Genomic DNA, 13,886 nt, shown 5'->3' with positions numbered 1-13,886 from the left:
GTGACTAAAGCACCTAAGAAAGTTTTACTTCCTGATACTTTTTCCTTTGTACAGGAAAGCGTAGATGAATTTTTCGGAAAGATTCATAATGAATTTAATCTTTCCCTAAAAGATGCAATCAAAGAGTTTACAGAATTTCATGTAAGTCAGTGCAATTTTCTAGGATTTCAGAATGAAACTAAAGACCTCTCCCTTTACTACCACTTTAATTACGCACCGGAAAAAGATCTAGCAACTCTAGAAAAGGTTTATTTTGTTTCTCCAGAAGCAAAACATATCTTGATGTACAATTATCTACTTGAAGTGGAAGCTTATCTCAATAGTCGCTCCAAATCGCATGGTCGAAAACTCTCAAAATCTAAATCCGAGTCTACTAAACTATTTGAATTTGAAGAAAAATTTAAGGGACTCACTTTCTTCGCAGATTACAATAACCTAGAAATATTTGAAGCGAAAAAATTACTTTTAAATTATTCCTATCTTAGAGATAAAAATAAACAATTACTATTACTTAAAAATTTGAATAAAAACTATGAAAATAATATGCTGACAGAGGCAATTATTAAGTTTGATCTCACCTTTCTAGAGAGGTCATCTTTTTTCTGCAATGAGCGGTACTCAGGATTCAAGAAAATACTTCCCCCAAATCTAATGATCGATTTACCAATCTCTTTTGACTACGATCTTGTAGACGTACCAGATACTCTTCGAAAAGAACAGTTAATAGACTTAAATTCTCTAAAGATGAATATCTCCCAGTAAAGTGATTCCCCTAAAAGATGAAAAAGAACTTCAAGAACTTATTCAGCAGGGAAAGTCAGTTTTAATTGATTTTTATGCTGATTGATGTCCTCCCTGTAGACAGTTAATGCCTATACTAGAGAAAATTTCCCTAGCCGAAAAATATTCCAGGGAGATTCGATTTTACAAGGTAAATATAAATGAGTTTCCTGAATTAGCCCGAGAGTATGAGATAACTTCCATTCCCACACTGATATTTCTGTCAGGATCCGAGAAACCGATGGAAAAACATGTAGGTTTATTTGAACATGATAACCTTGTTCTTCTAATCGAGAAGTACTTCTTCTAGGCCTTGGGCCTTTCTTCTGGCCTCGACGGCAAGGATATCCTATTTTATGCCGGCATTACACTCTGCCTATTTATATTTCTCTTATTTTTAAAAAAGGTTTTTTATAGGGTATGGTTGCAAAAAAACTATCTAATGTTTCCAAGTTTAGATATAAACACAATATCAAGTATCGCAATGATCATAGCTACAAATACTGCAGTGATTTTTGCAATCATTTTTTTAACTCACAACCTACTAGGTATAATTTTTCAAATTTATCCTGGAAGTCGATTGTTAATTGAAACAATACTAATTAAGATAGGCGGGAGCCTTTATGGCCCCACTATAGGAATGCTTATAGGTCTACTTACAGATTTATTAACAGTGATTCTGACTTCTTCAGTATTTAACTATGGATATTTATTCGCTGCAGTCTTTAATGGATTTCTAGGAGGATTTATATTCATAGTGCTCAGAGATAAGAAAACTCAGGAATGATTCTCTAGAATGCTGAACAATATTTCAGTAGTAGGTCTAATGTCCATAGCTGCTACAGCCTTTTACTTCTTTCATCAGGCAACATTCGCAAATGGTCAACACAGCAATGGAATTTCTCTTAATATTTTTTCTCAGTCAATCTCTTTTCCTAGTTGGTTTTTCCCTGCATTTCTCTCTACTATACTTGCTCTCCTATTATTCTCTCTTATCTCCACTAATTTAGTATCTTTATGCTCTAGAACTCCTAAAATTGTAAAAACAGCTCAACGTTTCAATTCTCTTACTAGATTAACTGCAGTTAACTTTATCGCATATGTACTAGTAGATATCATTACACTCCCACTATTTGATATCATGATCTCTACTTTACCTTATGAACAGTTCTTTATTATGCGAAATCTATTTTTAATTCCCTCAGTAGCTTTTTCATCCTTAATTATCTGGAAAATATTCAAATTAGATAGAAAATTGAATTTCTCTGCCACTCAACAGAGTCGTCTGTCAGCACTTCCCTGCTTGACCAAACCTGCAGCTTTGATATTCAGCTGCAATAGTCACTTAAATTATTAGGTAATAGAAAATCTCTAGGATTGAGAAGTATCTTATTGAAAAGGGGTTTATATTTCCAACTAATTCGATTTATGGAGGTCAAGAAGCTTCCTGAGATTATGGTCATATTGGAGTACTCTTAAAGGAGAATCTTAAGCAAGCATGAATATCTTTTTTTGTTTCAAGTAGAGAGAATGCAAGATTATATGAGGGAACTCTCTTAACTTCTAGACAGATTTGAGAAGCTTCCGGACATTTATCTCATTTTGAGAAAAAGTTAGTTGAGTGTAAAAAATGTAATCATAGATATGAACTGGAGGATAATGAGGACTTAAAAGCATGTCGGAATTGCAATGCAAGGGATTTAACTGAACCTCAAAGCTTTCAGTTACTTTTTAAGACTGATAAATATTATCTAAGACCTGAAACTGCTCAGACAATTTTTGTGAATACTAAGCTTATTTCGCTAAAGTCTCAGTTAAGCTTACCCTTTGGAATAGCTCAAATAGGGAAAGCTTTCAGAAATGAAGTTTCTCCAGGAAGGGGAGTATTTAGGACTAAAGAATTTGAACAGTTAGAGTTTGAAGAATTTGTATTACCAGAAAAGTCTAATGCTACTCTAGAGCATCAAAAGAAACAGGTAAATTCCTTTTTAGTAGATGTTTTAGGTTTTTCAACTTCATCAATTCAATTTCAGGAAGTTACAGGTAGCGAATTGCCCCATTATTCCCTGAGAAATGCGGATCTTTACTACAATTTTGAGTTCGGTCGAGAGGAATTGTGGGGAATTGCAAATAGGGGAGATTTTGACTTAGACTCACATCAGAAATGTTCAGGTGTAAAATTACATTTTCAAACCCAAGAGAATGCTGAGTTAGTGTTACCTCATGTAGTAGAGCATTCAGTTGGATTAAACAGACTACTTTTGGCGTTAATTACAGAAAAGTTAACTAAGAAAGAGGGCAGAGAATGAGCAGTACTTTCTCTTCCAATAAACCTCTCTCCATATAAATTCGCTATTCTTCCTCTGGCAAAAATGCAACATGGAGAGGCCCTCAATTTGTTTAACTGACTTAAGAAGAGTAGCTGTTCAATTGCACTATCTACTAAAGGTTCTATAGGTAAAAGGTACAGAGAGCAAGATGAAATCGGCACCGCCTTTTGTCTGACTATAGATTACCAGAGTGGAAATTGAGCAGATGATGAGTTTTCATTCACATTAAGGGAGAGAGATACAGGACAACAGCTGAGGTTGAAGAGGGAAAATCTAAAAAAATATATCTGAGATTGTCTAGCTATTCATCCAGAATTTAGATAGAAAAAAATATAAGGTTAGGGAGATAATAGGGAGTTATCTCTCCCTCGAAAAGAGGGGGAGTAACTTCTGGGCACTTTGTCCCTTTCATGATGATAGCAGAGCCTCTCTCTCTGTCTCTGAGGAGAAAAATATATTTAAGTGTTTCTCTTGCGGCGCCTCAGGAGATGCTATTTCCTTTATTATGAGAAGGGAAAAATTGGATTTTCCACGGGCAGTGTTGAGAGCCCATGAGATTTTGAAGTGGCCTACTGAAGATTTACACTTTTTGAAGAAAAGCTCTCCAGAGGAAGAGCTGAGACAACAGCTGCATCGATTTAATCAGTTTATGTTAGAATTTTACAGCAATTCTTTATACTCCCCCAGAGGGAGCGCAGCACTGAGATATTTAAAAGTTGAGCGAAATTTAACAGATGAGATAATCAAGAAATTTCAATTGGGTTATGCCCCTTCTGCTTCAGAGGTAGTAGAGACTCTAAAGAATGTGCAGAAAGTTTCCCCTGAATTTAAGTTTGCGACCCCCGATTTTTTAGTCCAGACAGGTCAGTTTTATCTTTTAGGAGATAAGTTAGTGCATAGTTTTAGAGATAGGATTATCTTTCCAATTTTTAATTCAGAGGGTCAGGCAATTAGTTTTAGCGCTAGAGCCATAGGAGGGTCAGATCATCTTCCCAGGTATTTGCACTCCAGAGAAACTCTTTTATTTAAGAAGAGTGAATGTTTATATAATGTTCAGGTTTTAAAAAGTGCGGCAGCGGATTCCTTTGTTTATATATTTGAGGGTTTTTTTGAGGTATATACTGCCAATATTTTGGCTCCAGGAGGAATTTATCTAGCGCTATTAGGAAGCGAGCTTAATGATGATGCATTAAACATTTTGTCTGATTTCCCCTCTAAGAAAATAGTTTTAGCACTAGATAATGACGAAATAGGAATTGCAGCCACATTTAAGCTTCTCCCGAAAGTGCTCAAATTTGGATTTCAGCTTTATGCATTGCCCCCACTTTCCGGTAAAGATTTGTCAGAAACTTACAGACTAAACAGTTCAGTGAAATTGCCAGCACCAATCCCCCTAAAAAATTGAATAGATGTGAATTGGTCTAAATTATTTCCAGGAGCGCACAATGAGAAGAAGTTATTTAATATAAATCAATTAGCATTGTCTCTATTGAGTAATTTTTTCTACACTAGGAGCGCAGGAGCTCAACTACTCTTAAAATCTGGGATAACCCCTCAGAATGCTTTAAGTGCACTAACTCAAATGTTTGAGCTTTATGGGCTAATCCAACTTTCTGAAGGGGAAAAAAAGATACTAGATGGTTTTAAGGCTAGATATTTTGAGGCTGTGAATATGCAATTACTCGTTTCTAATCAAGAAACATATTTGCTATATGAAGAACAGATAGAGAGTGAAAAAATTGAAGCAACACTAGTTGATGAACTGACTATTGTGATTGCAAAATTAGAAGCAGTGTCTAGAGTTTATTCAGCAGCTATATTCTTGCAAACTAGAGAGAGTCAGTGATATTCTTCACTTATTCAGAAATATGAGCTTAAACTGCAGTTATTACTGAACTCTGCGGAAAAAGAGCTATTGTCAAGCTTGGAGGAGAGAATCGCCCAATTAACTACTTCACTCACCCCAATGGGAGAGAGTCTCTCAGTGGAGAAACCTTCCACTGAGTTACTGAACTTTCTAGAAGATTACTACTCTTCAGTACATCAACTTATTAATAAATACGAAAAATTTATTAAGTCAGGACCTAAGTTAGCTTTAAAGGAGAGAATAGTTATCTTAGATGAGATAACTCAAGACAGAGAAGAGCTACATAGTCAGTCAGCTAGAATTTTTAAAGAAGTATTAAGTTGAGAGAGATCCTGTAAAAGTTAAATTAAAGGTAAAAAGATACACTAGCTAGCTTTGCTTCTTTTATTGAAGTTATGTTTGGGGCTTGTGTTTGCTGCAGGAGTTAGCTCCGCAGTAGCAGTACCTGTAGTGATGAATTATAGGGGCAAAGGCCCTAATACCACTTACACTGAGTCTAGGGGGGGGCAGTCAACTTACACCTTGGAATTAAGTCAATGTAGAGAATCAGGCACAACAAGTTCGGATAGCTTAGATTTGGGAGCAACTGGCCACCATTCTGTGTGTTGAAGAGTGGAGTCGGGAGAGTCAACCCAAATCAGCGAGCAGGAGAAATATACTCAACTATTTAAAGATATTTGGAATAAAAAAGATGAGGAGTGAAATAATAAAAGTTACGGAGAGTGGACTGATAATTGTACCTCTTCCAATCCTCAGTGGACAGTATTCAGCTCTGGAAGTGATGGAGAACAAACAGCAGAGGAACAATACTTAGGATTATGTAATAGTAGTAAGGGATCCAAGGAGACTCCCTTTATTAAGAAGGAGGTAAAGCAGGGAAAAACCTCTCTCTGGAGTTGCAGTACAGATTGTTGAAAGGCAGATAGTACACAGGGAGGGCAAACAGGCACAACCCAACTTCAAGATGCAGCAGAAGATAAGTGAAAGGAGGTTAAATTTTATAAACAGAGTTAAACATTAGGGAAGATTGCATTTTTCTCCTAAATTTTTATGAGGAGGGGCATTGGGCGTGACGGGCGCAAGTGTTGTTACAGGTGTTCCTATAATTTCTAAATTTGCTAGAAATTCGACGCAGTCTAGACAATCCCTAATAACTGAAGGAACAAATGAAGCTCTTCCAGTTAGACTAGTAGGATGTAACCTAGAATCATCACCAGGGGGAAGAAAAATTAACTATGGAAATTCAAAAACCAAAGATGTTTGTTGGAGAGCTCAAGATGTAGTGGAAAAGCAGCAGGAAGCGAATGAATTATTGAGATTGGGTTGAAATAATGTAGGAACTTGAGCCAAATTAGGTTTAGAGGGTTGAAAGGCTTATTGTAGACCTAAAAGTGAGGGAGGAGAGGAATCCAATCTTTGAATTTCTAAGCCCAGTGACGAGGCATGCGATGGATTGGAAATTATGTGATTAGAAAGTAGCAAGTCAGGAGTTTTTTTGAATAAGCATCGGGAAGGAGGGGTAGTAAGAGTGAGATTATGTCAGCGGGATTGCTGAGTAGGAAATTATCTCAATTCAGGGGGAGAGTTAAATCAGTGAGCTAGTGAAAATTCCAACAATTGAAGAGAGGTAGAGTTTTATGATACTCCTTTATTAAATAGAACAGTCAGTATGTAAATTTAGGTAGGAAATTTGATTTTTCTTAAGTGGTTTTTAGGAATTGTGGCGCTTGCAGGAGTAAGTTCGGCAGTTGGTATTCCTGCAGTTTTAGGAGCTCAGAGCAAAGGGGGAGCTTCAGGAAGAGGTTACTCTACTACAGAACCTCAATTAACTAAATGTGATTCAAGTTCTATCTCTAGTGGAAGGGAATTAAGTTTTGGGGGAGTCACAGATGGAGATTTCTGTTGAACTATAGAGGGAGAAAGTGAAACAGGGACAGTAAATAATAATGAAGGAGAGTATACTTCTTTCTTTAAAGAAGAATGAAGTAAGACTCATCCTCAGTGAAAAGATAGGGGAGAGAATGAAAAGTGAACTCTCAAATGCGAGAAGAATGAGAAAAAATGAAGTATAGGCAGCAGCACCTCTACAGAGGGAGAGTCGAGATTAGGATTATGTGCAGACGGTAGTGAAATATCACAAACTTCCTTTATAAAGAGAGAAGAGAAGAGCGGAGTAACAACTCTTTCGCTATGCATAAGTGACTGTTGAACTGAAACAACTTCTGAAACAGGAGTCTCCCAAGAGCTAAAAACTCCTTGGGAGGAAAAGTGGAAAAAAGTGAAATTTTATAGCAAAAAGGTTTCTTAAATATTAGGTGATTATCTCCCTAAAAACTATATTGGGCTGTATTAGCTTATTTGGAGGAATATTGTCAGTAGCAGTGCCTGTAAGTATGAATGTACGCCGTGATTTTCAGGAAGATTCAAGCATAGGGCGAGACAATTCAGAGCTGAGTGCTGCAGGAGAGCTAAGTGCAATAGATACAGCAGAATCGGACAGGCTGTCATTTGATCAACTGTGGGAGAAATTAGAGACTCAGTATAAAATTAGCCAGGCAGTTGAAAATGGAGAGGTAGTTCCACTTGCCTGAAAGGAAGAATTGAGAAGTATCTTGATTTCTGATTCAGATTGAGTTATTGAAGAACAAAGCTGAAGAGAGTGTAAGTCAATCGAGGTGGATAAGGGAATTTTCTGCGGCTATCTAAAGTTAAATTTCAAAAATGAAGAATATAAATTGAAGCTTGAACTTAAAAATAGAGAGTGAAGTGTAACAGTAGTTAAGAGGGTAGATAATTCAGTCAGTTACTATAGGAAAAGCGCTTCGCAGTGAATTGATAAAGCGCCCGAAGTGGTAGATTTTGATAATTTAACTACTTTCTTGAATCAGAGGGATGAGAGGTGAGACGAATTGAGTGAAGCTTCAATCGTAAAATAGTAGATAGGTAAATGCTGTTTTCTGTAAGAGCTTGTCTAGCTGGCATTGGTTTAATAGGTAGTATTTGTTCTATTGCGGTACCGGTAACCTTAACTCTTACTAGAAAAGATGAAGAGCGTTCAAGGGGGGGGGGCTGTCAGATAATGCTGAGTCTCAGCTAGTTTCTGTCGAAGTCTGCAATCCTAGTCCCTCCGATTCCGGTACTGCCGTAATTCCATTTGGGGAGGTAGGAGATCGTAAGATTTGTTGATCCAACAATTCCAATTCTGAAGTTTCAGCTCATCACGAGAAAATCAATCAGTTTTTTAAGTCAGCTTGAGAAAAGAAGAATGTGTGAACAGGAGATAATTTAGGAGGTGCCAGATTGTACTGTAAATTAAAGGACTTTGACTCCGATGGAAGTGAAGAACAAGATAGTTGATTTACACTGCAGAAAGGTGGGGAAGAGCAATGCGATGGAACAGATTATGTTTATGTATCTCTAGAAGATAAGGGTAGTGAGGGAGCATTCATTAAGCGAAAACAGTTAAAAGATCAGCATCAGTATAGTTTTTGGATGTGCACTAAAGACTGTTGAAGCGGAAAGTTTAAACCAGAATCTAGCAAGATGATTATTCAAGAAGAGAAGAATAAGTGAGAGGAAGTGAAGTTTTATAGGAGAGAAGCTTCTAGTCAGTCAAGTAGCTAGGTTTTAGTTTTAACTTACTAGACCGCTTGGCGGTTTAGTTAGAAAAGATGATATCTCTACTTAAGTTGTGTTTGGCATTAGTTGCCTTGGCTAGTGTTAGTTCTGCAGTAGCAATACCAGCAACATTACATGTACAGGGAAATATGGAAAAAACATCGACTGGGGGGGGGCAGCCAACTTCACAATTACAGTTAACTAAGTGTACTTCTGGAGGCACTAATCAGGGAAATTCTGTAGATTTTGGCACATCAACTGCTCAAAATGTATGTTGATCAGCTGATTCGAGCTCTCAAATAGGTGCAACTTATGACTCAGACTACTCCTCTTTATTGTCCAGTAATTGGGGAAAGCAACCAAAGGATTGAAACGAAAACAGCGCTTGAAAAAAGGTCTGCACTTCAGGAACTAACAATTGAGAATTATGAATTTCAAGTGAGAGTGAGACAGAAACACCTAAAGACATTTATTTAGGAAAATGCGGCGCACAAGGTTGGGAGAATACTTCATTTTTAAAGGTAAGTCAGGATAGTTCAAAGACAAAAGTTTCAGTATGCGAGAAAGAATGTTGAGAATCTCCGCAAACTTCTAGTACAGTTAGTCAGACCAAAATACAATTACAGCAAGAAAAAGTTAGTAAGTTTACAGAGCTCAAATTTTACAGCGGAAATGTTCAGCAATCAGCTTAACTAGGTAGTTGGAGTAAAGTAGCTGAGCTTTCAGCTACTTCCGAAATATGTGATAGGATTGTGTAGTGTCACAGACAGAGTTGGAGCAGTTAAAGCGTCAGTACTCTTAAATGTGAAGAGTTTCACTTTAGAGAAAAGGGATATTACTAGTTAAGTAGGGGAGAAAGCTAACACACTTCTAGACTAGCGAAATTTGAATTTGGGTAATCAGGTTTCTCTGTTAGTAGGTATAGAAGCTTAGAAAGTTTTGCCTGTACTGTCTAGGTTCCTGCTAGGATTTTTCAGTACTGTTGGAGTAACAGGTGCAGTGGTAACTCTCCTATCTCTGAATTTGAATAGCGTACAAGAGAAAACGGCGAGAGAATCAACTCAAAGCACGCAGGTTGTGGAAAACGGCAAACAGAGCCCTACGTCTTTCTCCAGCATAGTTTCGATAGAGGAATGCAATTTAGAGCATGTGAAGGGTGCAAATGCAATTGAGTTTAATGGAGGAGATGCAACTAAACTATGTTGAAGTAGCCAGGGAGTAACCCTGACAGCCGATCAAAAGGAGAATGTGAATAAAGTTTTGAGCTCCGCTTGGAATGAAAAAATCTCACTATTTGATGTAGGAATTGCAGAGAGCAAAACTTATTGTAGGCAGAAAGAGGAAATTACAGATGGCGAGGAAGATGTTTCCGGCGATAATATTTGACCCTCTCAATCAGATACAGAATGTGTAGGAAAAGAATATATAGGCTTTGGACGGGATAGTAGAGAAGTTTTTGTCTTAAGGGATAAAGCTAAAGCTGATTGGAGGGAAAAATTTTGGTTGTGTAGTCAAGCTTGTTGAAAAACTGAGGATTGAAAGGCTAATGGACAGCTCAAAGAATGGTCTCAAGAAGAATTGCAAAACTGAAAGCCTCTTCAATTTTTTAGGGGATAATTGAATTATTCATTTCTAGCTAGATGTTCTCTAGGTTGTGTTAGCTTAACAGGAGGATGTTGTGCGGTTGCAGCTCCAATTGCTATGAGTGTTGGACAAGTAGGTGAAAAAGTTACAACCTCTACTGATAGTTCAGTAACATTAGCGGGATCAGATGGCGAAAAAGTGACTGAGGATGGAATTGAAGCAGAGATTTTGAGCTATGATGAAGTTTGGCAGAAGATAGACAGTCAGTATAAAGCTAAGCTAGGAAGTGAGGCGTCGACTGCAGGTTGAACTAAAAAACTGCAGCAGATTTTGGAAGTAAGTGATACTTCAACTAAAACTTGGCAGATAGAAGAACAGAGCTGAGATAGTTGCGTTGGAGAAGAAGAACAATCCTCTGATTTTTATGGTTATTTAGAAATAAAAAAGGATGAGAAAAGTTATAAATTGCAGTTAAACTCTACAACCACTGAGAGAGAGCTTAAGTTACAAATTGTTAAACAAGCAGAAAATGTAATACAGTACTATAAGGAAGATAATTGAACAGCTGCAGAGAATACTAAGTGAGACAATTTGACAATTTGCAAGGCCGTAGATAAACGTCAATACTGGACTCCTATTGCTCAGCTTTCTCTTTTAGAGAAAAATAGATTAAGTAGCTAATTAGGTAGAGAAAATTGTTTGCTGTAAGGACTCTCTTAGGTTGTACTGGACTAACTGGAGGTATCTGCGCTGTTAGTGTTCCATTGGCTTTAAGTGCAGGCAATTCTTATACTGTGATAAAACAGGTAACTTTGGATAAGTGTAGAGTGCCGGCTGGACTTCCCAACTCACAAATAAATTACGGAACAGATGTGGAGGGATCAGTATGTTGAACTACAGTAGCTTCAGATGGCTTCACTGATAATAACATTAGCGATAGTTATACTGACTTATTTAGGGAAAAGTGAGCTAATATAAGCGATAGTATTAGAGAACTTAGATACGATGAGAAGGGGAGTAGTGAGTGAACAGATCAGTGTATTGGTGAGGGAGTAGCCAATTCCTGAGTTTTATTTAGCGAGACAACTAGTGTTAAATACCTAGGTCGCTGCGGAACTACACTAGCGGAGAGTACTGAATTTGTCAAATTAAAAACAGAAGCTGGGGGAGTTAAATGATGAATTTGCGGCGCTAACTGTTGAGCAAGTGGGGAGACTTCAGAGAATACGAAAATATTCAAAACCGAGAATAGCAATAACTGGAAGGAAGTAGCTTTTTATAAAAGTATTAAGTCTTAATATTAGATAGTCATACTTAGGAGATAGTGACTGTTACTTCTAGGGTTGTGTTAGGAACAGTTACTAGTGTTGCTGGAGTAAGTTCTGCAGTAGGAGTACCATTGGCCTTGAGCGCTGGAAGTGCCAGAGAATTTGGATTGCAGGGGGGGGATGTTTCGAAAGTCTCGGTAGATATTAGTAAGTGTAAGAATTCGGAGGCAAAATCTGATGCATCTGTAGAATTTGGGAGCTCCACAGCAAACCACTTTTGCTGAAGGACACAAAATAATGATCAATTCTCCACCTCAGACGAATATACTCAATTTTTTAAGGAGCAATGAAGTGTTAGTGATCAAAATTGGGGAGACAGTTCAAATCAGGGAAGGTGAAATAAACAATGTTTAAATGGCAATACTTCTAACCCTTGAGTAATATTAGTGGAGTCTTCAGGCAACAATTACGGCGCGCACCATCTAGGTTTATGTGGGGAATCTCAGATAGAAAGTACTAAGTTTGTGAAAAAGAAACAAGTAGGAGTCGGCGCTTCTAATACATGAGAATTGTGAGCTTGTAGCAATCACTGTTGAACAATTAAGGAGAGTACTCTAGATAGTTCACCGAAGGTTTTAAGTAGAGAGAAAGAGAATAATTGATCCAAGATTGAGTTTTATTCGAAGTCAGTGACCAGTAAATAAATAATCTTTAGTGAAGGCCGCTGCATGAAAGACCATTTTAGGAACAATCGGAACGGGCGGTGCTTGCTCTGCCGTAGGTGTACCAATATCGATGAGTAGCATTAGTGCCCTACCATTGAAGTCGGGGGAATTAAATGAAGTTCAAATTTCCAAGTGTAACGCTAATAACGTCGAAACCGATCAAGCAATAGATTTTGGTAGCGCACCGGAAGAAAAAATATGTTGAGCTGCAACTCCGTCAGAGGGAGGTGAGTTTTCTCCTACTGCAGAAAGTGAACTTACAGCTTTCCTTAGGGATCAATGAAGAAATAAGGGCAATTCTTGACATTCCGTTACTTTCAATGATTGGACACAGCAATGTACTGACTCAACTTCCGGATGAGTCATTTTAGTCGCAGAAGACAATTCTAAGTATCTAGGGCTGTGTAAGGGAAATGATAGTGAATCCCTCTGAGTTAAACAGTCCACTCCAAGAGACAAAAGTAGCTTGAAACTAGAGTTCTGTTCAGGAGAGTGTTTCGCAACCTCTGAAGGTGAAAATGTAGGAACTAAAAAGTATACTTCTGCGGTTGGCAGTTGGAAAGAAGTGAAGTTTTTTAAACAACAAAAATAAATCGCTTAATGTTGAAGAAAATTTAGGGTGTAAATGCCTTTTTTCTCCAAACCAACTGTGGGAGCGGCTTGCGCACTTGGAAGTTGCGGAGCTATTGGGACACCTGTAGCATTGTACCTTCAACGGCACAAACAACCTTCAGCTTCTACTGAAACTCTGGTAGGCAGTGTCCCCGAAAATATAGTTGGCGCACCTAGAGCAGTTAAGCCTATAATTTTTACCCAGTGCAGCTCCTCAAATATTGATCAAACTTCAGCTATCCAGCTTGGAACTTCAGGCCTTTCAAGCGTCTGTTGAAAATCGGAGAGAGAGGATTCAGTTAACTCTAATAAGTCAGAATTAGCACAATTACTGAGCGACATTTGAAAAGATCCTAACCAAGAATGAGCAGAACAGAGATATGGAAATTGAACTAATAACTGTAGTTCTTATAACCCTAAATGAACTATATTTAGTTCAGGAGATGATGCAGAAAAGAGTTCAGAAGAGGAGTATCTAGGATTATGTAGGGAAAATAAAGAGGTTAAAGAGCTTCCCTTTCTAAAGAAAAAAGTTGAAAGTCATAAAACTATTCTCTATATTTGTAGTTCAGATTGTTGAAAGGAAGATCAAACAGGAGGAGATAGAGGTCAAATAGCACTTCAGGAGGAACAAGAAGGTAGATGAAAGGTAATTAATTTTTTTAGGGAAAGTTCCCAAAATTAGAATAGTATTCCACTTTAGAAAAAGCATTTAACTTAAAGTATTAGTCTCCCCCACTAGGGGGGGGAGATAAGTAAAAAGTGTCTAGATAGTTGCGGTTTTAGTGAAATTCGCACTTTCTCCCAGATTGTGACTTGGAGGATTAACTTTGACTCCAATTAAAAGCACCATTCCTATAATTCTCTTATCCGGGGGGGGCAATAACAGGAATAATCGGAATTGAGCTAACTCAATCCCAGCCAATTTATAGTGCCCTTAAGACTGTTGGAGCTAAAATTGGAGGATTTGCTAGTGTTCTAAAAGGTGCAGAAGCTCCCTCTAGTAGTACATCCTTTTGTGATACCTTTTCCCTGTTATGTTCCATACCAACTGCACTTTCCGAAGCTTTTACCTTTGTTTCCTCCCATATCACCTCAGCCG

General features: G+C 37.7%; 19 protein-coding genes. 17 read left to right on the top strand and 2 right to left on the bottom strand.

Annotated elements, in window-relative coordinates; genetic code table 4:
• The 9 genes from MHM_RS02470 to MHM_RS02430 all read left to right on the top strand — a co-directional run bounded on the left by MHM_RS02470 (nt 1) and on the right by MHM_RS02430 (nt 7,913).
• A complete protein-coding gene (locus MHM_RS02470; RefSeq protein ID WP_015511871.1) occupies nt 1-762 on the top strand; it encodes a hypothetical protein in 762 nt (253 codons plus the stop codon).
• A gap of 1 nt (nt 763) precedes the next feature.
• Complete coding sequence (locus MHM_RS02465) at nt 764-1,090, top strand: thioredoxin family protein (protein WP_015511870.1); 327 nt, start codon at nt 764-766, stop codon at nt 1,088-1,090.
• A gap of 132 nt (nt 1,091-1,222) precedes the next feature.
• Complete coding sequence (locus tag MHM_RS02460) at nt 1,223-2,137, top strand: glutamyl-tRNA amidotransferase (protein WP_146222393.1); 915 nt, start codon at nt 1,223-1,225, stop codon at nt 2,135-2,137.
• A 10-nt stretch (nt 2,138-2,147) separates the two neighbouring features.
• Complete coding sequence (locus tag MHM_RS02455; RefSeq protein ID WP_043902161.1) at nt 2,148-3,434, top strand: glycine--tRNA ligase; 1,287 nt, start codon at nt 2,148-2,150, stop codon at nt 3,432-3,434.
• Nucleotides 3,418-5,322, top strand: a complete 1,905-nt coding sequence (locus MHM_RS02845; RefSeq protein WP_342661855.1) for a CHC2 zinc finger domain-containing protein — start codon at nt 3,418-3,420, stop codon at nt 5,320-5,322. The genes MHM_RS02455 and MHM_RS02845 overlap by 17 nt, the downstream gene beginning before the upstream one ends.
• Nucleotides 5,323-5,352: 30 nt before the next feature.
• Nucleotides 5,353-5,991 (top strand): hypothetical protein, encoded by a 639-nt coding sequence (locus MHM_RS02445; RefSeq protein ID WP_015511866.1) that lies wholly within the window; start codon nt 5,353-5,355, stop codon nt 5,989-5,991.
• Between the two features lie 49 nt (nt 5,992-6,040).
• A complete protein-coding gene (locus MHM_RS02440) occupies nt 6,041-6,652 on the top strand; it encodes a hypothetical protein (RefSeq protein WP_187286226.1) in 612 nt (203 codons plus the stop codon).
• A gap of 15 nt (nt 6,653-6,667) precedes the next feature.
• Nucleotides 6,668-7,285, top strand: coding sequence for a hypothetical protein (locus MHM_RS02435; protein ID WP_015511864.1), 618 nt, complete (start codon nt 6,668-6,670; stop codon nt 7,283-7,285).
• Nucleotides 7,286-7,292: 7 nt separating this feature from the next.
• Nucleotides 7,293-7,913: a hypothetical protein gene (locus tag MHM_RS02430; protein ID WP_015511863.1), complete on the top strand. Its 621-nt coding sequence runs from the start codon at nt 7,293-7,295 to the stop codon at nt 7,911-7,913.
• A gap of 99 nt (nt 7,914-8,012) precedes the next feature.
• On the opposite strand, the gene MHM_RS02425 is transcribed toward MHM_RS02430, so the two are convergent.
• Nucleotides 8,013-8,210 (bottom strand): hypothetical protein, encoded by a 198-nt coding sequence (locus MHM_RS02425; RefSeq protein ID WP_043902158.1) that lies wholly within the window; start codon nt 8,208-8,210, stop codon nt 8,013-8,015.
• Nucleotides 8,211-8,244: 34 nt separating this feature from the next.
• Between MHM_RS02425 and MHM_RS02420 the strand changes: the two genes are divergently transcribed.
• From MHM_RS02420 to MHM_RS02385, 8 genes are all read left to right on the top strand, one after another.
• Nucleotides 8,245-8,601 carry a hypothetical protein gene (locus MHM_RS02420; protein ID WP_043902157.1) on the top strand — a complete coding sequence of 119 codons (357 nt, stop codon included), beginning with the start codon at nt 8,245-8,247 and terminating at the stop codon, nt 8,599-8,601.
• Between the two features lie 47 nt (nt 8,602-8,648).
• Complete coding sequence (locus tag MHM_RS02415; protein ID WP_015511860.1) at nt 8,649-9,287, top strand: hypothetical protein; 639 nt, start codon at nt 8,649-8,651, stop codon at nt 9,285-9,287.
• A gap of 247 nt (nt 9,288-9,534) precedes the next feature.
• Nucleotides 9,535-10,212 carry a hypothetical protein gene (locus MHM_RS02410; protein ID WP_015511859.1) on the top strand — a complete coding sequence of 226 codons (678 nt, stop codon included), beginning with the start codon at nt 9,535-9,537 and terminating at the stop codon, nt 10,210-10,212.
• A complete protein-coding gene (locus MHM_RS02405; RefSeq protein WP_015511858.1) occupies nt 10,213-10,860 on the top strand; it encodes a hypothetical protein in 648 nt (215 codons plus the stop codon). It abuts the gene before it with no gap.
• 14 nt (nt 10,861-10,874) lie between these two features.
• Nucleotides 10,875-11,477 (top strand): hypothetical protein, encoded by a 603-nt coding sequence (locus tag MHM_RS02400; RefSeq protein WP_015511857.1) that lies wholly within the window; start codon nt 10,875-10,877, stop codon nt 11,475-11,477.
• A gap of 26 nt (nt 11,478-11,503) precedes the next feature.
• The gene (locus MHM_RS02395) at nt 11,504-12,151 is read left to right on the top strand and encodes a hypothetical protein (RefSeq protein ID WP_015511856.1); all 648 of its coding nucleotides are present in this window, start codon (nt 11,504-11,506) and stop codon (nt 12,149-12,151) included.
• Nucleotides 12,152-12,161: 10 nt separating this feature from the next.
• Entirely contained in the window at nt 12,162-12,764 is a 603-nt protein-coding gene (locus MHM_RS02390; protein WP_015511855.1) for a hypothetical protein, read from the top strand.
• A gap of 33 nt (nt 12,765-12,797) precedes the next feature.
• On the top strand, nt 12,798-13,469 hold the full coding sequence (locus MHM_RS02385; RefSeq protein ID WP_015511854.1) for a hypothetical protein: 672 nt from the start codon (nt 12,798-12,800) through the stop codon (nt 13,467-13,469).
• 241 nt (nt 13,470-13,710) lie between these two features.
• On the opposite strand, the gene MHM_RS03020 is transcribed toward MHM_RS02385, so the two are convergent.
• On the bottom strand, nt 13,711-13,878 hold the full coding sequence (locus tag MHM_RS03020) for a hypothetical protein (RefSeq protein ID WP_187286225.1): 168 nt from the start codon (nt 13,876-13,878) through the stop codon (nt 13,711-13,713).
• Between the last annotated feature and the right edge of the window lie 8 nt (nt 13,879-13,886).

The sequence above is a fragment of the Candidatus Mycoplasma haematominutum 'Birmingham 1' genome (assembly GCF_000319365.1).
Taxonomy (GTDB): domain Bacteria; phylum Bacillota_I; class Bacilli_A; order Mycoplasmatales; family Mycoplasmoidaceae; genus Eperythrozoon_A; species Eperythrozoon_A haematominutum.
Note: the sequence above shows the minus strand (reverse complement) of the source record. Positions and strands in the feature narration are given on the sequence as shown.